This window comes from Allobosea sp. 01N443, assembly GCF_056399325.1.
In genome coordinates this window covers 1-25075 of sequence record NZ_JBFTRC010000069.1, presented here as the reverse complement: position 1 = coordinate 25075, position 25075 = coordinate 1, and the positions used below count along the sequence as shown (strand labels likewise).

The 25075-nt window shown below is 65.5% G+C and carries 25 protein-coding genes; 11 read left to right on the top strand and 14 right to left on the bottom strand.

Translation table 11 applies throughout. The features are described from left to right. Nucleotides 1–2 precede the first annotated feature (2 nt). The 3 genes from AC1DRP_RS18010 to AC1DRP_RS18000 all read right to left on the bottom strand — a co-directional run bounded on the left by AC1DRP_RS18010 (nt 3) and on the right by AC1DRP_RS18000 (nt 3359). Complete coding sequence (locus AC1DRP_RS18010) at nt 3–1910, bottom strand: potassium transporter Kup (protein WP_441491184.1); 1908 nt, start codon at nt 1908–1910, stop codon at nt 3–5. 340 nt (nt 1911–2250) lie between these two features. After that, nucleotides 2251–2964 (bottom strand): riboflavin synthase subunit alpha, encoded by a 714-nt coding sequence (locus AC1DRP_RS18005; protein ID WP_476769160.1) that lies wholly within the window; start codon nt 2962–2964, stop codon nt 2251–2253. Between the two features lie 176 nt (nt 2965–3140). Further along, a complete protein-coding gene (locus AC1DRP_RS18000; protein ID WP_476769159.1) occupies nt 3141–3359 on the bottom strand; it encodes a hypothetical protein in 219 nt (72 codons plus the stop codon). A gap of 155 nt (nt 3360–3514) precedes the next feature. On the opposite strand from AC1DRP_RS18000, the gene AC1DRP_RS17995 reads away from it, so the two are divergent. The 6 genes from AC1DRP_RS17995 (at nt 3515) to ubiA (ending at nt 8629) form a co-directional block, all read left to right on the top strand. Then, a complete protein-coding gene (locus AC1DRP_RS17995) occupies nt 3515–4321 on the top strand; it encodes a MerR family transcriptional regulator (RefSeq protein ID WP_476769158.1) in 807 nt (268 codons plus the stop codon). An 11-nt stretch (nt 4322–4332) separates the two neighbouring features. Next, nucleotides 4333–5262 carry a hypothetical protein gene (locus tag AC1DRP_RS17990; protein ID WP_476769157.1) on the top strand — a complete coding sequence of 310 codons (930 nt, stop codon included), beginning with the start codon at nt 4333–4335 and terminating at the stop codon, nt 5260–5262. A gap of 190 nt (nt 5263–5452) precedes the next feature. Beyond that, the gene (locus tag AC1DRP_RS17985; RefSeq protein WP_476769156.1) at nt 5453–5953 is read left to right on the top strand and encodes a sugar O-acetyltransferase; all 501 of its coding nucleotides are present in this window, start codon (nt 5453–5455) and stop codon (nt 5951–5953) included. Between the two features lie 183 nt (nt 5954–6136). Continuing rightward, entirely contained in the window at nt 6137–6631 is a 495-nt protein-coding gene (locus AC1DRP_RS17980) for a hypothetical protein (protein ID WP_476769155.1), read from the top strand. Nucleotides 6632–6740: 109 nt separating this feature from the next. Then, entirely contained in the window at nt 6741–7532 is a 792-nt protein-coding gene (locus AC1DRP_RS17975) for an endonuclease/exonuclease/phosphatase family protein (RefSeq protein WP_476769173.1), read from the top strand. Between the two features lie 182 nt (nt 7533–7714). Further along, nucleotides 7715–8629, top strand: a complete 915-nt coding sequence (ubiA, locus tag AC1DRP_RS17970) for a 4-hydroxybenzoate octaprenyltransferase (protein ID WP_476769154.1) — start codon at nt 7715–7717, stop codon at nt 8627–8629. 153 nt (nt 8630–8782) lie between these two features. On the opposite strand, the gene AC1DRP_RS17965 is transcribed toward ubiA, so the two are convergent. The 5 genes from AC1DRP_RS17965 to AC1DRP_RS17945 all read right to left on the bottom strand — a co-directional run bounded on the left by AC1DRP_RS17965 (nt 8783) and on the right by AC1DRP_RS17945 (nt 13786). Further along, the gene (locus AC1DRP_RS17965; protein WP_476769153.1) at nt 8783–9499 is read right to left on the bottom strand and encodes an amino acid ABC transporter ATP-binding protein; all 717 of its coding nucleotides are present in this window, start codon (nt 9497–9499) and stop codon (nt 8783–8785) included. A 238-nt stretch (nt 9500–9737) separates the two neighbouring features. Then, nucleotides 9738–10949, bottom strand: coding sequence for an ABC transporter substrate-binding protein (locus AC1DRP_RS17960; protein ID WP_476769152.1), 1212 nt, complete (start codon nt 10947–10949; stop codon nt 9738–9740). A 26-nt stretch (nt 10950–10975) separates the two neighbouring features. Beyond that, nucleotides 10976–12016 (bottom strand): SMP-30/gluconolactonase/LRE family protein, encoded by a 1041-nt coding sequence (locus AC1DRP_RS17955; protein WP_476769151.1) that lies wholly within the window; start codon nt 12014–12016, stop codon nt 10976–10978. 8 nt (nt 12017–12024) lie between these two features. After that, the gene (gene kce / locus AC1DRP_RS17950) at nt 12025–12951 is read right to left on the bottom strand and encodes a 3,5-dioxohexanoate:acetyl-CoA acetone transferase (RefSeq protein WP_441491173.1); all 927 of its coding nucleotides are present in this window, start codon (nt 12949–12951) and stop codon (nt 12025–12027) included. Between the two features lie 49 nt (nt 12952–13000). Continuing rightward, entirely contained in the window at nt 13001–13786 is a 786-nt protein-coding gene (locus AC1DRP_RS17945) for a cyclase family protein (protein ID WP_476769172.1), read from the bottom strand. 88 nt (nt 13787–13874) lie between these two features. Here AC1DRP_RS17945 and AC1DRP_RS17940 point away from each other — a divergent pair, with 88 nt between their 5' ends. Then, nucleotides 13875–14582: a TetR family transcriptional regulator gene (locus AC1DRP_RS17940; protein WP_476769150.1), complete on the top strand. Its 708-nt coding sequence runs from the start codon at nt 13875–13877 to the stop codon at nt 14580–14582. 80 nt (nt 14583–14662) lie between these two features. Continuing rightward, nucleotides 14663–15073 (top strand): YunG family protein, encoded by a 411-nt coding sequence (locus AC1DRP_RS17935; RefSeq protein WP_441506738.1) that lies wholly within the window; start codon nt 14663–14665, stop codon nt 15071–15073. A 181-nt stretch (nt 15074–15254) separates the two neighbouring features. Here the strand turns inward: AC1DRP_RS17935 and AC1DRP_RS17930 are convergent, their stop codons facing one another. Beyond that, nucleotides 15255–15704, bottom strand: a complete 450-nt coding sequence (locus tag AC1DRP_RS17930) for a hypothetical protein (protein ID WP_476769149.1) — start codon at nt 15702–15704, stop codon at nt 15255–15257. A 189-nt stretch (nt 15705–15893) separates the two neighbouring features. Between AC1DRP_RS17930 and AC1DRP_RS17925 the strand changes: the two genes are divergently transcribed. Both AC1DRP_RS17925 and msrA read left to right on the top strand, forming a co-directional pair. After that, entirely contained in the window at nt 15894–16994 is a 1101-nt protein-coding gene (locus AC1DRP_RS17925) for a PLP-dependent transferase (RefSeq protein ID WP_476769148.1), read from the top strand. A 241-nt stretch (nt 16995–17235) separates the two neighbouring features. Continuing rightward, complete coding sequence (gene msrA, locus AC1DRP_RS17920; protein WP_476769147.1) at nt 17236–17751, top strand: peptide-methionine (S)-S-oxide reductase MsrA; 516 nt, start codon at nt 17236–17238, stop codon at nt 17749–17751. Nucleotides 17752–18095: 344 nt separating this feature from the next. Here the strand turns inward: msrA and AC1DRP_RS17915 are convergent, their stop codons facing one another. The 3 genes from AC1DRP_RS17915 to AC1DRP_RS17905 all read right to left on the bottom strand — a co-directional run bounded on the left by AC1DRP_RS17915 (nt 18096) and on the right by AC1DRP_RS17905 (nt 21673). After that, nucleotides 18096–18941: a class I SAM-dependent methyltransferase gene (locus AC1DRP_RS17915; protein ID WP_476769146.1), complete on the bottom strand. Its 846-nt coding sequence runs from the start codon at nt 18939–18941 to the stop codon at nt 18096–18098. A gap of 127 nt (nt 18942–19068) precedes the next feature. Continuing rightward, nucleotides 19069–20568: a pyridoxal phosphate-dependent decarboxylase family protein gene (locus AC1DRP_RS17910; RefSeq protein ID WP_476769145.1), complete on the bottom strand. Its 1500-nt coding sequence runs from the start codon at nt 20566–20568 to the stop codon at nt 19069–19071. A gap of 16 nt (nt 20569–20584) precedes the next feature. Continuing rightward, a complete protein-coding gene (locus AC1DRP_RS17905) occupies nt 20585–21673 on the bottom strand; it encodes a PLP-dependent cysteine synthase family protein (RefSeq protein WP_476769144.1) in 1089 nt (362 codons plus the stop codon). A 131-nt stretch (nt 21674–21804) separates the two neighbouring features. Between AC1DRP_RS17905 and AC1DRP_RS17900 the strand changes: the two genes are divergently transcribed. Then, a complete protein-coding gene (locus AC1DRP_RS17900; protein ID WP_476769143.1) occupies nt 21805–23802 on the top strand; it encodes a transcriptional regulator in 1998 nt (665 codons plus the stop codon). A 25-nt stretch (nt 23803–23827) separates the two neighbouring features. Here the strand turns inward: AC1DRP_RS17900 and AC1DRP_RS17895 are convergent, their stop codons facing one another. Beyond that, nucleotides 23828–24586 (bottom strand): sulfite exporter TauE/SafE family protein, encoded by a 759-nt coding sequence (locus tag AC1DRP_RS17895; protein WP_476769142.1) that lies wholly within the window; start codon nt 24584–24586, stop codon nt 23828–23830. A 70-nt stretch (nt 24587–24656) separates the two neighbouring features. Continuing rightward, nucleotides 24657–24926, bottom strand: a complete 270-nt coding sequence (locus AC1DRP_RS17890) for a YjiS-like domain-containing protein (protein ID WP_476769141.1) — start codon at nt 24924–24926, stop codon at nt 24657–24659. Nucleotides 24927–25075 lie beyond the last annotated feature (149 nt).

Below are 25075 nucleotides of genomic sequence, written 5' to 3'. Positions count from 1 at the left end.
CGTCAGATCTCGATCTCGGTTCCGAGCTCGACCACCTGCTTGGTCGGCACGCCGAAAAACGCAGCCGAGCGCTCGGCATTGCGCTGGAGGAAGGCGAACAGCGTTTCCCGCCAGACCGCCATGCCGGCGATCTGCTTGGTCGGGATGATCGTCTCCCGGCTGATGAAATAGGTGATCTGGGTGGGGTCCACTCCGGGCAGCCTGCCCTGTTCGCAGGCCATCCGAAGTCCGTCGGCGATGCTCGGATACTGCATGAAGCCGAAATGCAGGATGATCCGGGTGATGCTCTCATGGAGTTCGATCACCTCGACGCGGCCATCCTCCTCGACGCGGGGGACCTCTGCGATGACGACCGTGACCAGCAGGATGCGCTCATGCAGGACGCGGTTGTGCTTGACGAACTGCGTCAGCGCGAGCGGCACGCCATGGGGAGCCGAGGCCATGAAGACGGCGGTTCCGGGCAGTCGCGAGCAGCAGGTCGCGACCGCGCTCTCGATCAGCTCCTCCTCCGGCTGGCGCAGATTGCGGCGGGCGCGCTCAACCAGTTTGACGCCGCTGCGCCAGGTCAGCATCACGAAGGCGGCAGCGGCCGCAAGCAGGAGCGGGAACCAGCCGCCTTCGAACAGCTTGGTCGTGTTCGCGGCGAAGAAGATGCAGTCGATGACGAGGAAGAAGCCGTTGACCGCAATCACGATCACCGGCGGGTAGCCCCAGTGCAGCGCAACGAGCGCGGCCAACAGGGTGGTGATGGCCATCAGCAGGGAGACGGCGATGCCATAGGCGCCTGCCAGCGCATCGGACGAGCCGAAGCCGATCACCGCGCCGAGCGTCGCCGCCGCCAGCAGCCAGTTCACCAGCGGCACATAGATCTGGCCGATCTCGTGGCTTGCCGTGTGCTCGATATGCATGCGGGGCAGGAAGCCGAGCTGGATCGCCTGCTGCGTCAGCGAGAACACCCCGGAAATGATGGCTTGCGAGGCGATCACGGTCGCCACTGTGGCAAGGGCGACCAGCGGGTAATGCGCCCAGTCCGGCGCCAGCTGGTAGAATGGATTATCCAGCGCGGCGCTGTCGGTGATCAGGAGTCCGGCCTGACCGAAATAGTTCAGCACGAGCGCCGGCAGGGCAATGCCGAACCAGGCGAGCCTGATCGGCAGGCGGCCGAAATGTCCCATGTCGGCATACATGGCTTCGCCGCCGGTGACGGCCAGGAATGCCGCGCCGAGAATGGCGAAGCTGACATGGAAGTCCTGGTGGATCAGGAAATTGACGGCGTAGAGCGGGCTCAGCGCCACAAGCACGCCGGGCGCCTGGGCGATGCCGTGGAGGCCAAGCAGCGCGATGATGATAAACCAGCCAAGCATGACCGGACCGAAGATCGCGCCGATGAAGCCTGTGCCCTTCTTCTGGACGGCAAACAGGCCGATCAGGATGACCACGGTCAATGGCACCACGACATGCTGCAGCGCCGGCGCGTCGAGCTTCAGGCCTTCGACGGCGCTCAGCACCGAGATGGCCGGGGTGATGGCGCCGTCGCCGTAAAGCAGCGCCGCACCGATCAGGCCGACGATCAGGAGATAGGCGCGCCAGCTCCCCGGCTCGGCGTTGCGGGCCGAGAGCAGGGCCAGCATGGCGACGATGCCGCCCTCGCCGCGATTATCGGCACGCAGGATCAGCAGCGCGTATTTCATGGAGATGATCAGGATCAGCGCCCACAGGATGAGCGAGACGATGCCGAGCACCGCATCCTGACTGAGGCTGCCGCCCTGGGTCGCCGCCCTCGCCGCTTCCCGCAAGGCATAGAGCGGACTTGTTCCGATATCGCCATAGACGACGCCGAGAGCGCCGAGCGTGGCCGCGACCGGCAGGGCAGCGGGCGGTCTCGTTACCTGAGCGCTGTGGGCAGTCATGGTTCGATCCCAGCTGCAACCCAGTACCTAATCTGCGAGCATTGGGGGCAAATTGCTAGGGGGCGAGGATGCCGGTCGCGCGGGTCGGAAGGACCATCGTCGTCCCGCAGGTCAGGCGCCCGTCCAAAGGGCTGCGCTTCCTCGCCGTGCGGGATGCCGTGCGCCCCTGGTCTGATCCTCACGATCGGCCAGAACGGAGGTCAAGCTGGACCAGAACCATGGGGCCGCGTCTGAGTCACCCAAACGCCTTCAGGGGCCCTGGCCGGTTCAGGTGAAGACCGACGATTGCGGTTCGCGATCAGGCAGGACGAGCTCCGCAAGGCGCGGAGGCCGCGCCCCCTCAGTGACGGGGAGGCAACAGGGCCGAGGGCGTCACCAAGTCCTCCAGAGCCAGGCCACGTTCCTTCAGCAGGGCTTCGAGCAACGGGCGCAGCTCGCCGAGGCTTTCCGCGACGGTGTCCCGCACCGTGTCGACAACCACCTGAGTCCCCCGTTCGATCTCGACATTGACCGCGTCACCCTCTCGCTTGGCGTCGAGATTCGTCACCCGGCGCGTCTCGGGGATAATCCAGATCTCGAACCAGCCCTCGGCCTTGTTGCACTCCGAGACCGTCAGGCTGCATCCGTTGATGGCGATGTAGCCTTTCGGGAAGATGTACCGCTCGAAGGGCCGAGGGATGGAGAACCGGATGGCCTTGTTGCCTCCGTATTCCTTGATGAGGTCGATCCGCGCTGCGAAGTCGATATGGCCCGAGAGAGGGTGCCCACCGATCTCTGCGCCATCCTTCGCCGCCCGTTCGACATTGACCATGCTGCCCGGCCCACAATCCCCCAGCGTGGTGACCGCGAGGCTCTGGAGCATGACGTCGAAGAGCACCCGCTCAGTGGATATGATCGTCGTTGCCGTCAGGCAGACGCCATCCACGGCGACGCTGGCCCCGATGGCGAGCCCTTCGGTAAACCCTGCGGGGAAATCGAGCGTGAAGGTCCGGATGCCATTGTCGTCCTCAATGGCTGCAACCCGCGCTACGGTTTGAACAATGCCGGTGAACATCGCTGTCCTCATCCTCTCGAGCCGCGCCTTATAGCGCTCGCCGGATGCGGCAGGCCAGTCGATCAGGGCAAGGCCTGCGAGCGTCCGCGATGGGTCGGAGTTGGCTGTCGGCCGCTTTGACCAGGACAGCCCGGATGAACGGGCGCAGGGGCGATGGACCATGCCGGTCCGAAGGCTCACCGCCGCCGCGCTGGGAGCGACCGGGCAAGGTAGCCCAGAGCAAACGTCACCATGGCGACCGCGAGCCCGGAGCAGATCAAGCCAGCCGGAGTGATCCGCGCCCGTCCCTGCAGGGTGATGTGCTTGCCGACACGCAGGTCGAACTCGGATCTGATTTCCTCGGGATGAGTCGGAGCCTCGTCGGCAACGGGGTTCCCGGCGCTGGCATTGGTCATCAGGCGCTCCACGTCTGAATGGCAAGGCTCGGATCGTGCCATGAAGCCCGATGACATCGCCAGCCCGGAGACTGGAAGGCCGAGGTCGGGCCGCCATGGCGAAGGCTCCTTCGGCGCTTGACCTCGCCCCAAGGGCTGACTCTAGAGATGGGTTCATGAGCGATTCCTATCTTCTTGCCGGACGTTTCGGCGCCGCCACGCGGCTGTCTCCGAAGGCGTTGCGGCTCTATGCCGAACAGGGCCTGCTCGTGCCGGCCTACGTCGATCCGCAGACCGGGTACCGCTATTACGCCCCCGAGCAGGCGCCACCGGCGCGGCTGATCGCGAGGCTGCGGCGGCTCGGCCTGCCGGTGGCGCGTGTCGGGCAGCTTGTCGCGCTTGCACCCGAGGCGCGCGCCGTCGAACTGCAGGCATGGCTCAGCGCGCAGAACGAGCTTCTGGCAGAGCAGACCGAGGGTGTTCGGGCGCTTGCCCGACACGCCGACGGTGGTGAACCCGCCTTGGCCACGGCGATAAGCTTGCGCGAGATCGAGGCCAGCAAGGTCGTGTCCCGCCAGCGCCACGTCGGCGTCGAGGCCCTCGACAATTTCGTCGCCAGCGCCGAGGCCGATATCCGCGCCCATCTGCGGGGCTCGGGCCTGCCGGGCGACGGGCCGATGAGCGTGCATTGCCACAGCCTCGTCAGCCGCGACAGCGAAGGTCTGGTCGAGGTCGCCATCGCCTATGAGGGCAGCCTGGAACCTGCCGGCGACCTGCGCCTATGGCTGCAGCCGGCGCGGCGCGAGGCCTATCTGCCGGTGCCCAGGGCTTATGAAGATTTCCCGCTCGTCCTGCGCGTCTACGACGCGATCGAGGCGTGGCTCGACGCACGAAACGATCTGAGCTGCAGCGACAGCCCCTGCGAAACCTATCCCGGAACCGGCGGCGCACGTTTCGACGTCGCCTATCCGATCACCCTGTAAGCGAGCCCGCCATGACGCATTTTTCCTACACGGGCTCCGGCCCCTATTGCTACGCCAATTCCTTCGCGATGATGTTCGGGGCCGACGCGCCCTCCACCGCGGTGATCGAGATCGCCATCGGCAGTCCGTTCGGCATGCAGTTGATCGGCGGCACGCTGCCATTCTTCGATCCCTATGGCTGGGACCCGGAGAAGGGCTTTGAGGACGCGCTTTCGTCGCTCGGCTGGACATCGACGGTCACGCAGGGCGGCGAAGCCGAGGAGGCCCTCGCCCGCCTCAAGGCGGCGCTGGCTGGCGGACCAGTCTGGATCGGCCCGGTCGAGATGGGGCATCTGCGGCACCAGCCGGGCATGCGTGGACCGATCGAGGCGGACCACTATGTCGTCGTCCTTGAAGCGGATGACGAGCGTGTGGTGATGCATGATCCGCAAGGCTATCCCTATGCCACCCTGCCGGTCGCCGATTTCATGGCCGCCTGGAGCGCCAGCACGCTGATCTATGGCGCGCCCTACACCATGCGAACCACCTTCAGGCGCGTCGCAGAGGTCAGCGAGGTGGAGACGATCCGTGCGTCCGTTCGCGCGGCGATCCGCTGGCTGTCGATGGACGGCGATCTCGGCATGCCGGCCGGAAGCCTCGGCAATGGCGAAGCAGCCGAAGCCCTGGCGGCACGGATCGAGGCGCGATGCGACGAGGCGCTGCGCGGCCATATGGTCCATTTCGCGGTCAGGGTCGGCGCCCGCCGCGCGGTCGATGCCGCAGCCTGCCTGGCGCGCGCCGGCTATGCCGAGGCCGCGCGGATTGCCGACAGGCAGGCGCGCCTGATCGGCGCGATGCAATATCCGCTGGTTGTCGGCAACGACGCCGTTGCGGCGACCGCCCTTCGTGACCTGGCGCCCACCTACGACATGCTGCGGACGGCCTTGGAAAACCAAAGGTGAATGCCTGCCTGGGAGTGGACGCGCCTGGACGTTTGGACGCTTATCCCGGCGATTTGCAGCTACCCTCAGCGAATCCCGGCGGCGCTGTCATGCACCGGGACCTCGCTTGGCCGCGCCCGGAGGACAATACCGAATGGCGAATGCTGATCGCACCAGGTTCATTCCCAGGAGAACGCCGGAATCGGCGGCGATGTCGGCAAACGTCAAGCGGGCGATGGCGAWCACCGCCACCCTCAACCGTTTGACCTATAACGATGCCGATGAAGTCCGGGCCTTGTTCAGCGATCTCATCGGCAAGAAGGTCGACGACAGCTTCGTATTGATACCGCCGTTCTATACGGAAAATGGGGTCAATATCCGTGTCGGGCGCAATGTCTTCGTCAATCAGAACTGCACCTTCTATGATCTCGGCGGGCTCGATATTGCCGACGACGTGCTGATCGGGCCGAATGTGAGCATCATCACGACCGGCCACCCCCTTGAGCCGTCCCAACGGCGCGCCGGCGTCACCGCAAAGCCCATCGCGATCGGGAGAAATGTCTGGATCGCAGCCGGTGCGACCATCATCGGCGGCGTGACGATCGGAGAGAATTCGGTCGTCGCGGCGGCTTCGGTCGTCACCAGGGACGTTCCTTCGAACACTCTTGTCGGTGGCAATCCGGCGCGGGTCATTCGTTCGATCGCCGACTGAAGAACCCTCCCTATAATGGGCAGTGAAATGCTCCTTCGCCCGCGATCCCCTGGCGAATGCCGGGCCGGTTAAGGTTTACGCGGCACGGCCGGTCCATCGGCATTGCGTCAGCGCCATTGGTGGCGCAGAGGAAACGAGCGGGCTGCAGGTCACATGTGTCACCTGGCTCTTGAGAACTCTCCCATGTCTATCGCCCGTCTCTGCTTTGCGGCTTTCGCCGCCGCGCTTCTGTGCGTCGTGCCTGCCGCCGCCAAGAATTTCGCGGTTCCCGACAAGAACCCGGCCATCACGCTGACCGTTCCGAACAACTGGAAGACGCAGGAGATCGAGTTCGGCTACTCCGCGCGCCCGCAGGACGAGGCGATCTTCTTCTCGGTCGAGTTCGCGCATGCCCGTGAGATCGACAAGATGATGGCCACGAACGAATCCTGGATGAAGGAAAACAAGATCAAGCAGGTGAAGCCGATCCAGGCAGAAGTCCCGATCAACGGGATTTCCTCGACTGTCTTCCAGTTCCGCACCACTGACGCGAATGGCCCGACGACAGTCGATTTCATCCTGATGCCGGCCGGCAGCGGCCGGATGATCATGATCACCGTCTGGGGCAATGACGAAGAGCGCGAGACGCACGCCAAGGCGCTCGACGATATCTTCGGCAGCATCAAGTCGATCAACTGAGAAGACCGGCGCGTATCGGGCCTTCCGATACGCGCCTCCCCCAACGGCCGCACGACCGACCGTGCAGCACGTGGCGGCAATTGCCGCGCAGCGCGACAAGGCGTTAGTCATTGTCCGGGATTTCCGCGTGATCCGCGCTCTCTCCGCATCGGACGCCTATCTCCGCAGCGCTCTACCCGACATCCTGTGCCTGCAGGAAGTCGTGCATACGCCTTCGTCGTCAAAGGATTGGCTGACCTACCGCGACGGCGACCATGTTCTTCCCCAGCGTGCAAACTTCTTCCGCGATATCGGCGCGGCTCTGCCCGACCATACCGCAATGTTCTTCCCGGCGGCGCAGGGCATTCTCTGGGACGACGGTAAACCCGTGCCCTCGCAATGGGGCCTCGCGACATTCGTGCGATCGGCCTATCCGATCATCGGGCAGGCGCAAGGCTTCGTGCACAAGGCGTTCTCCTGGGATGGCTACGGAGACCATCCCAGGTCGCGCAACGCTCACGTCATCCGACTTTTCGATTTCGAACGGGGGTGGCCGATCACCATCGCGCATATGCATGGGCTTCGCGACCTCGCGGGCAAGCTGGACACACAAGAGCGCCTGGAGCAGGCGACGCGCTTCGCGCGGTTGATCGCGAATGTCGCGCCGCCGGGGGAGCGCCTGGTCGTCTGCGGCGATTTCAATGTCGAACCTGGCAGCCGGACGTTCGACATCCTGGCCGAGATCGGCTTGCACGACCTCGTCACGGCGACCGGATGCACCGACACCCGAACCTCGCACTACAAGAAGGCCAGTCGCTACGCCGACTATATGCTCGTGCGCAGCAGCATCGACGTGATCGAATTCACGGTGGTCGAGCATCCCGAGGTCTCGGACCATCGACCGCTTCTTCTCAGGATATGACAGGCGCCGCCGGAGATAGGCGACATGCTGCTGGAGCGCTTGTCGGAAGCGGATGGCGCGCCGCGTCGCCCCCGGTGCCGACGCCGATCCTTGGCGCACAAATTCCACTCTGCGATGGTGCTGGAATCGCGGACAAGACTGTCGCGTTCATCGGAAGTTCGCGACAGGACATAGATCTGGTCATGACAACGGCAAGCCGTCCGGACTTAAGCGACATCCATCAGGGCGATTGGGTCGACCGCCGGCTGCCGGCCGCATGGCGGCCCTATACGCGGCTGGCGCGGCTCGATCGCCCCGTGGGCATATGGCTCACGTTGTTCCCCTGTTGGGCCGCCTTGATCCAGGCCTCCCATGGCGTTCCCGACCTCGGGCTCCTGGCCATCTTCTTGCTCGGTGCGTTGCTGATGCGAAGCGCCGGCTCCACCATCAACGATATCGCCGATCGGAACTTTGACGGCCATGTCGAGCGAACCCGCTTCAGGCCGTTGGCAAGCGGGCAGATCGGCACGCGACAAGCCTTCGTCTTTCTGGGCGTCCAGCTCGCGCTGGCGGCTGCGCTGCTGCTTGGCCTTGCCCCATACACAGCTCTGGTCGCGCTCTGCGTACTCCCGCTCGTGTTCATCTACCCGCTTTGCAAGCGTTTCACCCATTGGCCGCAAGCCGTCCTGGGCGCGGCCTTCAATTGGGGCATGCTCATGGCATGGGCCGAGGTCGCGGGACAAATCCCGCCCGGCGCGGTGCTGATGTGGGCCGGGGCCATCGCCTGGCAGATCGGCTACGATACCGTCTATGCCTATGTCGACGTAAAGGACGATAGCCGCCTCGGGCTGAAATCGACGGCGATCCTGTTCGGGCGGCACGGCAAGGCGTGGGTTGGGCTGTTCTATGCGCTGACGCTTGCAGCCTGGTCGCTTGGTGGCTGGCTGCTGGGCATGTCGCKGCCCTACGCCATCGGCATGCTGCTGATCGCCGCGCATCTGGCCTGGCAGACCTGGCGGATCGACCTTGCCCGCCCCGACGTGAATTTCGGGCTGTTCCTGGCGAACATCCTGACCGGGGCGCTGCTGGCCGCTACCGCCCTGCTGGGAACGATGTGAGGCCCGGCGCGGTCGGTCGCGAAACTCGCTCGCTAAGGCCCGCGGTTCCCGACTGACATGCATCCTCATGCCCCTCGATCTCCGCCCTCGCCAGCAGCTGCCCCCCTTAAGCCGACGTTCGACCCGCTTAATTTGCTCCTGCCGGCGGTGAGCTCAATGCAATAGGACTGCGCTTAGAAACGTCTCGAGCTCTGGCGTGCGAGGCCGGGCGAGTGTCGCGGCCGCGGGACCTTCCTCCCAGATCAGGCCCTGGTGCATGAACGCCACGCGGTTGGCGACCTTGCAGGCAAAGCCGATGTCGTGGGTCACCAGCATGATGGTCATGCCGTCGCGCACCATCTCCTCCAGCAGTTTCGGCACCTCGCCGACCAGCTCCGGATCGTCGAACAGGATGAGTTGCGGCAACATCGCCAGCGAACGCGCGATGGCCAGACATTGCTGCTGACCGCCGGAGAGCTGATCGGGATAGGGATCGATCTTCTCGGCCAGTCCCACCTTTCGCAGCACGGTTTCGGCCAGGCGCCGTGCCTCGGCCAGCGGCACCCCCTTCACCACATTGGGCGCTAGCGTGATGTTCTCCTCGGCGCTGAGATGCGGGAAGAGATTGAAGCTCTGGAACACGATGCCGACATGCAGGCGCAGCTTGCGCAGATCCGTGCCGGGATCGTTGACCACGGTGCCGTTGAAGGAGATGGTGCCKCCCTGGATAGGCTCCAGCCCGTTCACGCAGCGCAGCAAGGTGCTCTTGCCCGAGCCCGAGCGGCCGATGACGGCGATGATCTCCCCCTTCGCGACGGTGAGCGACACGCCATTCAAGACCGTGTGCTGGCCGTAGCGCTTGACCACGTCATTCAGATCAAGGAGCGACATGCAGCCTCCGCTCGAGCCGCCGGCTCCATTGCGTCATGTCGAAGCAATGCGCGAAGTCAATGATGGTGATCATGACATAGATGGCGATGAGCCGGAAGGTGGTACAGGCGCCGACTCCAGCGTCACCAAACACCCCGTCCCGGTCTCCACGAAACCGGCGGCGCGCGCGGCGGCGTCGCTGCTGGCCTGGAGGCCAGGGCGATGACATCCCCAACCCCAGACCATCGGCGACGCCTCTCTATTTCTTGAGAGCCGGGCAGGCGCCGTCTGCGAGCGAGCGGAAGGCCTGGTCTCCGGGGATGGTCGCGACGAGGTTGTAGAAGTCCCAGTCGCCCTTCGACTCCTCCGGCTTCTTCACCTGGAAGACGTAGAAGTCATGGACCATGCGTCCGTCCTCGCGCAGCTTCGCGTTGCGCACGACATCGTCCTCGATCGGGATCTCGCGCATCTTGGCGATGACCGTCTTGGCATCGTCCGATTTCGCGGCTGCGACCGCCTTGAGATAATGCCGGACCGCCGAATAGATTCCGGCATGGATGGCCGAGGGAACGGTGCCGTTCTTCGCCTTGAAGCGCTCGGAGAAGGCGCGCGTCCGATCATCCAGGTTCCAGTAGAAGCCTTCCGTCAGCACGGTGCCCTGCGCGCCCTGGAGGCCGACGCTCTTCACATCCATCACGGTCATGAAGAAGGCGACCAGCTTCTGGGCGCCCTGGCCGACGCCAAAGTCCCGCGCCGTCTTGATCCCGGCGATCGTGTCGCCACCGGCATTGGCCAGCGCGATGATGTCGGCGCCCGAGCCTTGCGCGGTCAGGAGCTGCGACGATAATTCGGTTGCGGGAAAGGCATGCCGGACCGAGCCGAGATAGTTCCCGCCCTTGGCCGTCACCAGGGTCTTGGTATCGGCTTCGAGCTGGTGTCCCAGCGCATAATTCGCCGTCACCAGATACCATTTCGAGCCGGGCTTCGTCAGCGCATTCGCGACCCCGGAGACCTGGACATAGGTGTCCCACATCCATTGCACGATATGATCGGGCTGGCAGGCGTCACCGGTCAGCCGCGCCGTGCCGCCCGGAAACAGGCCGACCCGGTTCTTCTCCTTCAGCAGCGGCGGCAAGGCGAGCTGGAGCGAGGCGTTCGACATGTCGGCGAGGACATCGACCTTCTGCTGGTCGATCCATTCGCGCGCGATCACGGAGGCGACATCGGCCTTGTTCTGATGATCGGCCGAGACGGTTTCGATCGTCATGCCGGCGCATTCGGCCGCAAGGCAATCATCGATCGCCATCCTTGTCGCCAGCACCGATCCCTTGCCGGTGATGTCGGAATAGACGCCGGACATGTCGGTGAGGACGCCGATCTTGACGACTCCGTCGGAGATCTCCGCCTTGGCCGCGAGACCCGGCCACCCGAGCGCCAGCGCGACCGTCGCTGCTACGAACTTGATCCGCATTCCAAATCCTCCCAATCCGTCGACCGTCAGGCGGGTCGATCGTTCCCGTGCCAATGAGCCAGCGGCAATCCGGCAACAGGTGACCGGAATGTCGGAATGCGCGTGCCCCTCAGGCTGCCGATATAGGCGGTGCGCAGATCGGGACCGCCAAAGGTGATGCTGGCGAACCAGGGGGCGATGCTGCCGCCACAGGCGAGCATCAGCTCGGGCGTCGCCTCGTCGCGGGCGAAGGCCGCCATCAGCGCCCTGCCCGCCGCGCTGCCGCGATCATCGTCGAGCAGGATGCGCAGGTCGCCGTCGGGCGTGATCGCAAAAATGCGGTCGGTCATGACATGGGTGCCCCAGAGATTGCCGTGGGCGTCGAAGGCGATGCCGTCGATGAAGGCGCCATGATCGCTGGGGCCGAATGTCTCTCGCTGCGAAAGGCTGCCATCCCCGCCGACACGCAGCCGCGTCACGCGGCGGCCGCAGGTCTCGACGACATAGAGCCACTCCTCGGCGGCATCGAGCCTGATCTCGTTGGTGAAATGGAAGCCGTCGGCGACGACGCGCAGGCGCCCGCCATCATAGAGCGCGACATAGCCGTCCCGGATCGCGGGGCTCATCGCCTTCATCCAGTTCTTCGTCCGGGTCGAGATCGTCAACCAGATCCGGTCCCGGCTGTCGCGCAGCACGAAATTGACCTTGCCGATCGGCTCGCCGCCGATGTTGTCGATCAGGACGCGCGTCTGCCCGTCCCGGGTCATGATCTCGAGCCGGTCGGTCCCGAAATTCGAGATCAGGATGTCGCCATTGCGGGCAAAGGCCAGCCCGTTCGGCAAGGTGCCGGCGACGAAGCGGTCCTCGTCGTTTCCGGCCTCGGCAAAGCCGCGGCTCGCCTGCTGCACGATCAGCCGCTGGTKCCCGTTCGGGACGATGCGCACGACACCGCCGCGCGCATCGGCTGACCAGAGCGTGCCGTCGCGCTCGGCCAGGATGCATTCCGGGCGCTGCAGGCACTCGCCGACATAGCTGATCGCCGCTGGATCGACCGTGAAGCCGTCGATCGGATTGGATGTCCCCGCCATGGCGCGCCTCAGAAGTTCACCTGGTCGCCGCCCTTCAGCCCGAGCGTGGCGCGTGCTTCCGCCGGCGTCGCGATCTCCATTCCGAGTTCCTCGACAATGCGCCGGATCTTGGCGACCTGCTCGGCATTGCTGCGGGCGAGCTGCCCGCGGCCGATGAACAGGCTGTCCTCGAGGCCGACGCGGACATTGCCGCCCATCATCGCGGCCTGCGTGCAGAACGGCATCTGGTGGCGGCCCGCGGCCAGCACGGACCACTGATAGTCCTTGCCGAACAGCTTGTCGGCCGTACGCTTCATGAACATCAGATTGTCCATGTCGGCGCCGATGCCGCCGAGAATCCCGAAGATCAGCTGCAGGAAGACCGGAGGCTTGAACCAGCCCTGATCGAGGCAATGGGCGAGGTTGTAGAGATGGCCCACATCGTAGCATTCATGCTCGAACTTGGTGCCGTGCCCCTCGCCGAGCAGCTTATAGATCCGCTCGATATCGGCGAAGGTGTTGCGGAAGATGAAATCCTTCGTGCCGGAGAGATAGGGCTCTTCCCAGCCATGTTTCCAGTTGCTGTAGCGCTTGGCGAGCGGATGCAGCGCAAAGTTCATCGAGCCCATGTTGAGCGAGCACATCTCGGGCGCGGCCTGCAGCGGCGCGGCAAGACGCTCCTCGACGGTCATGTTGAGACCGCCGCCCGTGGTGATGTTGATCACCGCATCGGTCGCCTGCTTGATCCGCGGCAGGAACTCCATGAACACGGCCGGATTGGGCGTCGGCCGCCCATCCCTGGGATCGCGCGCATGCAGATGCAGGATGGCGGCGCCGGCCTCCGCCGCCTCGATCGCCTGCTGGGCGATCTCGCCCGGCGTGATCGGCAGGTGCTCGGACATGGTCGGCGTATGAATGCCGCCCGTGACCGCACAGGTGATGATGACCTTGCCCATATGCCCCTCCCCGGGATCGGCCGTTGTGTTTCGACCTATGCCTGCGATGTCATGCGTTCAGAATGGCGACAGCCCGGGTCCAGCCGGCCGAGCCGCCCTTCACCTTCACCGGCAGGCAGGAGATGGTGAATCCCGTCGGCGGCAGCGCTTCCAGATTGTGCAGCTTCTCGATCTGGCAGTAGCCCGCCTCCCGGCCGGCCTTGTGGCCTTCCCAGATCAGCGAGGCGTCGCCGGTCTCGGCGAAGCGGCGCGCGGTATGGCTGAACGGAGCATCCCAGCTCCAGCCATCGGTGCCGACGACGCGGATGCCCTGCCGGACGAGATGCAGCGTGGCCGCTCGCCCAAAACCGCAGCCGGAATGGATATAGTCGGCCTCGCCATAGCGCTGGCCGGCGCGGGTGTTGGCGACGACGATCTCGAAGGGCTGCAGGCGATGGCCGATGCGCCGGAGTTCGGCGTCGATTTCGTCCGGCGTCACGACATGCCCGTCCGGCATATCGCGAAAATCGAGCTTCACGCCCGGCCTGATGAACCAGTCGAGCGGCAATTCATCGATCGTCGCGGCCCGCACGCCGCCATCCATCGTCGGATGATAATGCCAGGGGGCATCGACATGGGTGCCGTTATGGGTCGAGATATTGACCTGCTCAACCGCCCAGCCCTGGCCGTCCGGAAGCTGTTCGGGGCGCAGACCCGGAAAGGCAGCGGCGATTTCCGTCGCCGTCTCACCGTGATGGCGGTAGTCGATCCTGACCTTCTGGAAGGGCGGATCGGCCGGTACGTCGTTTTCTAGGGGAATGGACAGATCGATCAGGTTCATCGCCGCCAGCCGCATGCCGGGCTTGCCGGCGTCGGGAATGGGATAGGATATCTTGGACGATCGTACAAGATCATCGACGAGGAGTGCTGATGGAGCGGGCGGCATGACCGGACCGGGCGAGGCAAAACGTTCGCGGAAGGCCGAGGCGGCGCAAGATCGGCGGCTCGCGATCCTCAGCGCGGCCGAGGCCCTGTTCGCCGAACGTGGCTATTCCGGCGTTTCGGTCCGCGACATCGCGGGCGCGGCCAAGGTGCCGCTTGCCCTTGTCGGCTATCACTTTGGGCGCAAGGAGGACCTGTTCTCCGCGGTCTTCGCGCATCGCAGCGGCTACGTCACCGAGCGCATCGACAGGATTGCCGCGGTCGATATCTCCGGCGCCAATCCCCATGCGGTCGAGGATCTGGTCCGGGCCTGGGCTGAGCCGGTCATTCGCCTGCGGGAAGCCGGCGCAGACGCATTCTCGTTGCTGGTCGCCCGCACCGCCTGGGATCCAGGGCCGGAGGCGAGCGCGATCATCGAGCGCGTCTATGACCGTCTGGCGCATAGCCTGATCGATGCGATGATGCAGGCCCTGCCCGGCCGCTCACGCGAGACAATGGTCTGGGGCTATGAATATGCGCTCGGAGCGCTCCTGATGCATGTCGCCGACCGCCGGGTCGAACGGCTCTCCGAAGGCCGTGCGCAATCGGGCGACCCGCGCATGTGCGATTTCTTCGTCCACATGATCGCGGCCCTGTTCCGCGCGCTTCCTGTTGCGAGTGACGAAGCCGCGTTGCGCGAGGGTGAGGCGCCATCGGGACTGAGAGCGTGACTGGTCGCGTGCGACGCAAGATCCATCGGAGCGAGCTTGAACCTCAGCAGGATCCGATGCCGGAACCCATGGGAGTCGCCATGCCGAACCAGACCAAGCTCCAGGACCGAATGTTGCGCCTTCGCGAGGCTTTAGAGGCGTCCTGGGACGGACGAACCTCGTACAAGGCGGCTGTGAAGCCCGGCAATCCCGCCCTTGGTCAGTGTTACCCAACCTCACGGGTCGTGCAGCACTATTACCCGCAAACGGAAATCATCAAGGGAATGGTGTGGACGGGCGAAAGTGACGAAACCCATTTCTGGAACGGCCTGCCGGTCGGCGAGGATTGGTATCACATTGACCTCAGCTGGCAGCAATTCCCGCCGGGATCGATGATCAGGGAGTTCGCGGTGCTCGACCGCGAGAACCTTGGAGACACGGAAGCAACGCTCCAACGCTGCGCGCTGTTGCTGAGCCGGGTCGAAGACTATCTTAAAACATCAGCCCGCTGACCGGCGCATGGCGCAGACGCAAGGGGGAATGTCCGGGCGAGCCAGTCGGACGCGTCGTGAGCAGCCGAGATCAGATGGATTCCTGATCCCTCTACTTTTGGACGGAAACTGCCTCCCTTGCTACGCAAGGGTCGGACCGGATGCGAGATCCGGTCCGGTGAACTGGTTGCCGGATGGTMTTCTACTGCTTGAAGCCGATCAGCACGCCATCTGCGCCGAGCGAAAGCTGAAGCCCTTGCCGGCGCGTCGCCAATCGCAGGGTCACGCCCTTGTCGTTGMGCAGATAGACATTGCCGCCGCCCTGCCTGCCAACCGCCCAGCCTTCCTTCAGCTGGACATAAGCGCCGGCGAAATCAGACACTTTGCGCAGCCCGTAGACCGTCCCGGTTGCGACCGTGCGCGATGCGCCGATGGAGCCGATGCCAAGGCCGCCGACCGAGATCGGATAGGAGCGGCCCTGAAAGCGCAAGGTGCCGCCGCCCGCCTCGCCCGAGGCGATGAAACCGGCGGAAACCTGCTCGATGCGAACAGTGCCGGTCGAAGGCCCGAGCGGCGGCGACTGCGCCAAGGCGGGTGATGCCAGCATCAGAAGGGCCGCGAAAGAAACGGCTGTCTGCCTCATCGTCGTCATCGTCTACTCCTCGCGCTCGCTTGGTGGCGCAGAGGTTTAACGCGCGAAGGGCGATTTCGATCCCGATGCAGCGATAAGTTGTGTCGGAGCCCCCTAGCGATCGCCCCGTCCCCTTTGACAGCGGCGGGGAGCGGCCCCCACCCTTGCTGGCTCAGGGGGCTGTCGACCCCGGCGATTCGGTGAGGCGCAATGACCGACGACAATCCCGCCCGGCATTGGCGGACCAAGCTCGTGCACCCCAGGGTGGCCGCATCGCAGGATTTTCGCGCCCTCGTCCCCGCCATTCATCGCGGCTCGACCGTGCTGTTCGAGCGCGTCGCCGAGGCTCGCGACGACTGGCGCGGCGAAGGCTACTCCTACGGCCTCTACGGCACGCCGACGACGCGCGAACTCGCGCTGCGCATCGCCGACCTCGAAGGCGCGCGCGCGAGCTTCGTCGTGCCGGGCGGCCAGGCGGCGATCGCGCTGATCTATCTCGCCTTCTGCCGTGCGGGCGATCACGCCCTCCTGCCCGAGACCGCCTATGGGCCCAACCGCGAACTCGCCGATGAGCTGCTGGCCGGGCTCGGCATCACGGTCGAGACCTATGATCCGCTGATCGGCTCCGGCATCGCTGCGCTGATCCGGCGAAACACGCGGCTGATCTGGTGCGAGAGCCCCGGCACGATCACCATGGAGGTGCAGGACGTGCCGGCCATCGTCGCCACAGCGCATGCGGCGGGCGTACCTGTGGCGCTCGACAACACCTATGCGGCGGGCGTGTTGTTCGATGCCTTCGCGCATGGGGTCGATGTCAGCATGCAGGCGCTGACCAAATATGTCGGCGGCCATAGCGACATCCTGCTCGGCACCGTCTCGGTCGGGACGGCGGAGGCGCAGGAGCGGATCGGCGCGACACACCGCCTGCTCGGCATGGCGGTATCACCGGACGATTGCGCGCTTGCCCTGCGCGGTCTGGAGACGCTGGCCGTTCGCCTCGACCGCCTGGAGAGGACGACGCTGGAGATCGCCCACTGGCTCAAGGCGCGCCCCGAGGTCGCGCTCGTGCTCCACCCGGCCCTGCCGGACTGTCCGGGGCACGAGATCTGGCGGCGCGATTTCACCGGCTCGGCGAGCGTGTTCTCGGTGGTGTTCGAGCCGGGCTGGGATACGCAGCGCGTCACAGATGTCGTCGAGGCGCTGCGCCTGTTCCGCTGGGCTTCAGCTGGGGCGGCACGCATAGCCTGGCGATGGCCTACCCGCCGCTACCGCGGACCCAGCGCGGCTATGATGGCCGGATCGTCCGGCTGAATGTCGGCCTGGAGGAGCCCGCCGACCTCATCGCCGACTTGGAGCAGGCCCTGAAGCAGGTCGCGTAGCGTGACGTGAATTTGCCTTACCTGGACGCGCACGGCCATCGACACGCCCTCCTTGCACGTCATCTCTGGCGATAAAGCCATGGCGATCGCCCCCTGGCGATCACCCCCCTTGGCGATTACTTGCCAGACGAAGCACTGTTTCGCATGCGATCGGCTGAAGAAGGAGAAGAGCAATGACTGGCGCAACTGAACGGGCCGTGCTGGCTGGTGGCTGCTTTTGGGGGATGCAGGATCTGATCCGGCGTCGCCCCGGCGTCATTTCCACCCGGGTCGGCTATTCCGGCGGCGACGTGCCGAATGCGACCTATCGCAATCATGGCACCCACGCCGAGGCGATCGAGATCGTCTTCGACCCGGAGAAGACGAGTTTCAGGGATATGCTCGAATTCTTCTTCCAGATTCACGACCCGACCACGAAGAACCGGCAGGGCAACGATATGGGCCTGAGCTATCGCTCGATGATCCTCTACGGGTCCGAAGAGCAAAGGAAAGTGGCGGAGGAGACGATCGCCGATGTCGATGCCTCGGGCCTGTGGCCGGGAAAAGTCGTCACCGAACTGGTGCCGGTCTCCGACTTCTGGGAGGCCGAGCCGGAACACCAGGATTATCTCGAGCGCCAGCCCGGGGGGTACACCTGCCATTTCGCCCGCCCGGACTGGAAGCTGCCGCGCCGCAGCCACGCCGCCTGACGATCGCAGGCGGGGCATGGAGAAGGGCTCGGCGCGACGAGCCCTTCGGCGGGTTGGCGGATCGGTTCCAGAGCCTGGCGCTGCCTGAGCCCGTGTCGATGACCATGCCGGGGCCGAGTGCAGGACCAGGCCGTCGGCTTTGGCCGGCCGCAGAGACGCCTTCGCGCCCAGCCTGATCACGATCCCTCTCCTCGACAGCACGGGAATGGCGTTCGCTTGGGGCCCATTCCCGGCGTCCTGGCCCTGGTCGGGACGATAGCGACGGTCCGCACGCGCCCCGGCGCAGACCCGCCCCAATGACAGCCACGCGCCGATGCCTTGGTCGTGAACGCACGCGCCGGGTCCTAGCGCGAGCCGACGATCACCCTTGCAGTCGACATCAGGCGCAGTTTGCCGTCCCGGATGGACTGGCGCGCCAGGTCGAGGACTTCGCTGCGGATCCGCTCCGCCGTCTCAGCATCGGCCTTGGCGAGCCCGGCAACGACCGGGGCGGCGATGTCGTTCATGAACTGCCAGTATTGCTCCGGCGTCTCGTGAACCATCTCGGCCGACACCTCCTCTTCGGTGATGTCGTGCAAGCCCGCTGCGGCAAAGGCGGAACGCATCAGGCCCTCCGGCGCGCAGCGAAACAGGCCTGGCGAACCCGGTGGCGGTGGCGGCATCTCAACATGACGCGCAATCGTGCCCATGATGGTCGTTGCCCAGGGATTCTTCTCCGGGGCGCTCCACACGGCGGCGCAAATGCGAGCGTTCGGCTTAGCCACGCGTGCGAACTCGCGCGCCGCTGCATCGATGTCGGGGAAGAACATGAAGCCAAAGCGGCAGAGTACGGCGTCGAAGCTCGCATCGTCGAAGGGCAACGCACCGGCATCGCACGGTCTGGTGTCGAAATTCCGCAGGCCGCGACGCGCAGCGTTCTCTGCCGCTACCGCCAGCATGGCTTGCGAGAGGTCGGTCACGGTCACGCGCCCCCGCGGGACCAGCGCCGCCGCCGAGAGCCCCGGCTCGCCGGTGCCGGCAGCCACATCCAGGACATGGGAATCGTCATGGAGATCGGCCTGTCTGATCATCGCCGCACCGAAGGGAGCAAGCCAACTCAGGACCAGGCGATCCCATGTCTTCCAGCCGGCGGAAAAACGATCCCAGGTGTCGCGCTGCTGGTCGCGGATCTGATCGAGGTTCGTGGACATGCACGTTTTCCTTCCGTGATGTACTTCCGACCCGAAAACTGAGACTAGCATGGACCGACTGCGGCAGGATTCAACCCGTTTCGCCGTGCAACAGTGCTCGCGGGGGCGAGACGTTGACCTCAGCCCCTCAGGCTGCCTGCTCTGCCATACCCGTTCGAAGGTTCAGCACGGCGGCCACAAGCTGATCCAGATCCTCCAGCCTCGTCCTGTGATTGCAGATCGCCACGCGCAGGCAGTGCCGCCCCCGGAGCGTCGTGTCGGACAGGGCAGCAATGCCGGTCTCCTGGAGGCGAAGCATGATCTCGACATTGATCTGCTTGACGCGCTCCTCGTCACGGCCCTCCGGAGCGACACGAAAGCAGACGATATTGATCTCCGGCTGGGCAACCAGCTCCAGGGCCGGCTGCGACCGGATCAGCTCGGCGAGATAGGCGGCCTGCGCGATGTTCTGGTCGATCAGGCGGCCGAATTTCGCAACGCCGTGCTCCATCAGCGCCATCCAGACCTTGAGGGCGCTGAAACCGCGCGTCGTCTGCAGCCCATATTCGTATAGCCAGTCCCCAGACGCGATGCCCCGCGTAGTGGTCTGCAGATATTCCGGGGAGACGGCAAAGCTGTTCCTGTGGCTTGCCCGGTCACGGATCAGAGCGCAGCCGACCTCGAACGGAGCGTGGAGCCATTTGTGCGGATCGAGCGCCACGGAATCGGCGCGCTCGATACCCCTCACCCGCCAGGCGTTCTTCGGTGCGATCGTCAGCAGGGCGCCAATGCAGCCGTCGACATGGAACCAGATGTTTTCATCGGCCGCGATGTCGGCGAGCGCCGCCAGATCGTCGACAGCACCGGAATTGACGGTGCCGGCCGTGCCGATGATGCAGGCGGGATGAAAGCCCTCGGCGCGGTCCTGCGCGATCGCGGCCTGCAGCGCATCCAGGTCGATCCGGCAGCTGGGGCCGGTCGGAATCCGGCGCAAGGCCTTGTTGCCGAGCCCGAGTGCCTCGACGGTCTTGCGGTGGCAGGAATGGACCTGATCGGATGCATAATAGCGCAAGGGCAGATCCAGCGCGGCGACCCCGTGCTCGCGCAGATCGATCCCCGCCGCCGTGTTGCGCGCGACGGTCAGCCCGATCAGGTTCGCCACCGAGCCGCCGCTGACAAGAGTGCCGCTGGCCGAAGACGGCAGGCCGACCATATCGCGCAGCCAGCCGACGACCTGCTGGTCGAGCCGGGCAGCAGCATGGCTCCCGCCGCCCAGGTTCGAGCCCTGAACGGCGGCGATGAAGTCGCCGAGCGCACCGGAGAAATTGCCCGCCCCCATGAACCACGACCAGAAGCGGGGATGGATATTGCCCATCGGATAGGCCAGCACGCTGTCGCGCACCAGGCCGTAGACCTGCTCGATCGGCCTGGGCTGATCGGGCACGGGGGCGCGGAACAGCGCCTCGACCTCGCCCGGCATCGGCCGCCAGACCGGCCGTTCGCGCAGATCCCTGAGATGGCGGACCGCGTCGTCGACGACGCGATGCGCCAGCGCGGCAACCGCGTCCCATTCCTGCGGATCGAGCGTTTCCTCCCCGCCATATCCGTCGGGATCCGTCTGCATCAATGGTCCCACACGCGCGTCCATGACTGTCTCCTCCGCGCTATTCGGCAGCGATCTGGAAACCGGGCGTCGATTGCGACAATGCCAGTTCGTCCGCGTCCATCCCGGGTTCGATCGCGTCGAACATCGGGGTCGAGAGGTAGCGCTCGCCGGTGTCGGGCAGCATGCACAGGATGACGGAGCCCGCCGGCGCCGTAGCAGCGACCTCCCGGGCGACGCCAAAACTCGCTCCCCCCGAGATGCCGGTGAAGATCCCTTCCTTTTGCGCCAGCAGCCGGGCCCACTCGATCGCCTTCGGTCCGGCAATCGGAACCACGTCGTCATAGTAATGCTCGTCGATCGCCTCCTGCAGCACATCGGGGATGAAATCCGGCGTCCAGCCCTGGATCGGATGCGGCTCGAAGGCGGGATGGCTAGCCGATGGCGCGCCTCCCGCACCACGCTGCTGGCTCTGGCCGCTGCCGATCAGCCGCGCATTCGCCGGCTCGCTCAGGACGATCTTCGTCTCCGGACGTTCCCGCCTGAGCACGCGCGACACGCCGACCACCGTACCGCCGGTACCGTAGCCGGTGACGAAATAGTCGAGGCGTGAGCCGGCGAAATCGCCGACGATCTCGCGGCCTGTGGTGGCCTCGTGGATGGCGGCATTGGCCTTGGTCTCGAACTGCCGGGCAAGGAACCAGCCATTCTTCTCGGCCAGTTCGACGGCCTTCAGATACATGCCGAACCCCTTTTGCGCCCGCGGCGTCAGCACGACCTTCGCGCCGAGCATCCGCATCAGCAGCCGACGTTCGACCGAAAAACTATCCGCCATGGTGACGACGAGCGGATAGCCCTTCTGCGCACAGACCATGGCGAGCCCGATGCCGGTATTGCCGCTGGTCGCCTCGACGACCGTCTGCCCGGGCCGCAAGGCGCCGCTGCGCTCGGCCTCCTCGATGATGGCCACCGCCAGCCTGTCCTTGACCGAGGCGGCCGGATTGAAGAATTCGGCCTTCACATAGATCGTGGCGTGATCGACGCCGAGATTGTTGATGCGGATGGCCGGGGTGTCGCCAATCGTGTCGAGCACGGTTTCGAACAGGCGGCCCCGACCTTGCGTCGTCCTCGAAATGTCCATCGAAGGCATGGTTTCCCTCCTTCATGACTGACTTCCGGCGGTGGCCATCCCAGCCGCCGCAGCTTCCGGCTGTGCGGATAGTCAGGGGATGCTAGGATGGCGGTGGGGTACTCCGCGTGGGAGCCACCGTTGGAGTGCGCATGGAATCGCAGGGTTCCGATGCCGATTTTTCAAGGCCCGAGCTCGAGCTCCGGCTCCTCGGTCCGCTGAAGCTCCTGCGCGCCGGTGCGGCCGAGACGCTTCCGCCCTCGCGCAAGGTGCGGGCGCTGCTTGCCTATCTCGCGCTGGCTTCGCGTCCGGTTCCCCGCGAGCGCCTCTGCAGCCTGTTATGGCAGGTCCCCGACGATCCGCGCGGCGAGCTGAGATGGTGCCTCAGCAAGCTGCGAGCGCTGGTCGACGACCCCGCTCATCGTCGCGTCTTAGCCTGCGATGACGGCATCGCGCTCGATCTCGCGGGCTGCGATGTCGATGTCCTGCGCCTGCTTGCGGCTGCCGAAGCCGGCTTCGGGCGGCTTGGCGACACGGAGCTGCAGTCGCTCACTGCCGCGGCGGAGCAAGAATTCCTGGAAGGCACCGAGCTCGCCCAGAGCATCGAGTTCGAACACTGGGTGGCGAGCCGCCGGAGCGAGTTCCGCTCGTTCGAAATCGCATTGGTGGCCGAGACGGCGCGCAGGACAGCGAGGGGAACGCCAGCAGGCTGGGCCGCGGCCCGCAGATGGATCGAGCTTTCGCCGTTCGATATCGGCGCGCACGCCCGGTTCCTGGCCGAACTCTACGATCGGCGCCTGATCGACGACTGCACCCGGCACCTCGAGAGGACCGCCAGGAGTTTCGCGGCCGACGGCATCGATTTTGCCCCCATCGCGGCCGCCTGGAGGGAGTTGAGGACGACGCCCGCGTCCGTCGCCGCCGAGGCCGCCGGCCATGAGACGACAGAGCCTTCGGCGCAGCACCGGATTTCCGTTGCGATCATGCCGCTCCAGGAAGTGAGCGCGAACGGCATCGGCCCCAGCGATCTCGGCAACGCCCTGACACATGACGTGATCAGCCGCCTGGCGCGCCTGCGTGGGCTCTTCGTCATCGCGCGCGGCTCGGTCTTCGCGATTGCGCCGGAGCAGCTGGGATATCGCGAGATCGGCGAGCGGCTGGGCGTCCGCTATGTCGTCACCGGGCTGCTGGAGCGGCACGAGCGCGCCACCACCGCCGTCATCGAAGTCGTCGAGGCGGCGAGTGCGCATATCGTCTGGACGGACCGGTTCGAGGCCTCTTCGCTCGATCGGCTCGCCGTGCTCGACGAGATCGGCAACGGCATCGTTTCGGCGATCGCTTCCGAAATCGAGACCGCGGAGCGCAATCGCGCGATCCTGAGACCTCCGGAGTCGCTCGACGCGTGGGAAGCCTATCATCGCGGGCTCTGGCACATGTACCGCTTCACCGCCGCGGAAAATGAGCAGGCCGCGGCGTTCTTCCGCCGCTCGGCGCAGCTCGATCCGACCTTTTCGCGCGCCCAGGCCGGCCTGTCCTTCACGCATTGGCAAAGGGCCTTCCAGCGCTGGGGCGAACGGAATGACGAAGTCCGACGGGCCATCGAAACCGCCGAACAGAGCCTGTTGATCGACGAGCAGAATCCCGCCGCCCATTGGTCGATGGGACGAGCCATGTGGCTCGCCGGCGATCAAGCCGAAGCCATCGGCGCGCTGGAACGGTCCGTGGCGCTCAGCCCGAATTTCGCGCTCGGGCATTACGCTCTCGCCTTCGTCCACTGCCAGGCGGGGGATCCCGAAACCGCGATCGCGGCGTCCGACCACTCCCGTCTGCTGAGCCCGCATGATCCCTTGCTGTTTGGCATTCTGGGCACGCGTGCGATGGCGCTGGTCAGGCTGGGCGCCTTCGCGGAGGCGGCGCATTGGGGCGTGAAGGCGGCCGCGCGCCCCAATGCGCATGTGCACATCCTGGCCATCGCCGCGCATTGCCTCGCGCTTGCCGGCCGTATCGAGGAGGCGCGCACCCACGTCGCACGCATCCATGCCCTCAACCCGGGTTACCGGCTCGACGATTTCCTGACTACGTTCAGGTTCGAAGCGGATACCCAGATGCGCTACCGCAAGGCTGCGGCAGCCATCGGCCTGGCCCCGTGAAAGCGCGAGGTGCAGACAGTCGCGCTCAGCCCCAAAATCCAGAAATGCCGTCCCAGAGCAATTTCAGCGCCGTCACGACCAGCAGCGCGTAGCAGGCGCGATAGATCTGGCGCTGGTCGAGCGCGCCGTGCAGCCGCCAGCCCAGCCCGACGCCCATGGGAATGGCGAGCAGGCAAAGCGCCATCAAGGTCCAGACATGGGCGCTCGGCTTCACCAGCAGCAGCCACGGCACCAGCTTGGTCGCGTTGCCGACCGTGAAGAACAGGCTCGTGGTGCCCGCATAGATCTCCTTGCCGAGGCCGAGCGGCAGCAGATACATCGCCAGCGGCGGTCCGCCGGAATGGGCGACCATGGTCGTGACACCCGAGGCGAGACCGGCCGTGATCGCCTTCGGCGTCGAACGCGGCCGGGTCGTCACCTCAGCGCCTCCGACAAGCCAGAGGCCGACGAAGATCAGGGTGATCACCCCCATCGCGAGCGTGACGGTCCGGTGGTCAAGAGAGCGGAACAGCAGAAAGCCCGCCCCGATGCCGATCACGAGCCCCGGCAGGAGCAGCACGAGATCCGGCTTCGACCAGGTCGAGGGCTTGAAGTAGCGCAGCGCATAGAGATCCATCGCGATGAACAGGGGCGCGAGCAGCCCGCCGGCGGTGACCGGGTCCATCACGAGGGACAACAGCGGAATGCCGATGATGGCGAAGCCGCCGCCAAAAGCTCCCCGCATGAAGCCAATCAGGAAGACGCCGGCAAAGGCGACCAGGATTGTGGCCCAGGTCAGGTCCATGTGGCGGCCTCCATGGAGGACGCGTGCCGGCCTCCGCCTGCGCAAGGGCCCATCGCGGCCGAGGAGGCCATCATCCCCTCCTCGCTCCACCGGAAGGGCTGACGAGGCCGCGGACCGCGTCTTCGATCTCGCTCCGCGCCAGGCCGATATCCCGCAATGCCGCGTCATCACATTCGCGAAGCCATGCAATCGCGTCGCGGCGGACGAAATAGCCCGCGATCCAGCGGTAAGAGGCGCCGAGCAGCCGGAACGGTGCGCCGGGCGTCCCTGCGACCGCATGCCGGGCGAAGGTTGCAGGAATGGGCGTCACGGAAGGTGAGRTTGAAGGAATTGCAGACATGTCCTGTCTCCCAATGCTCGATCCGGGCAAGGCGACACCACAGCCGCAAGCGCTCGCCGAGCGGGCCACCTGCTGCTTTGAGTCCCGAAGACGTCGCGGCTCCCGGTTCAATCATGTTGATGCGGACAAAATGATCCGACATAATGCTC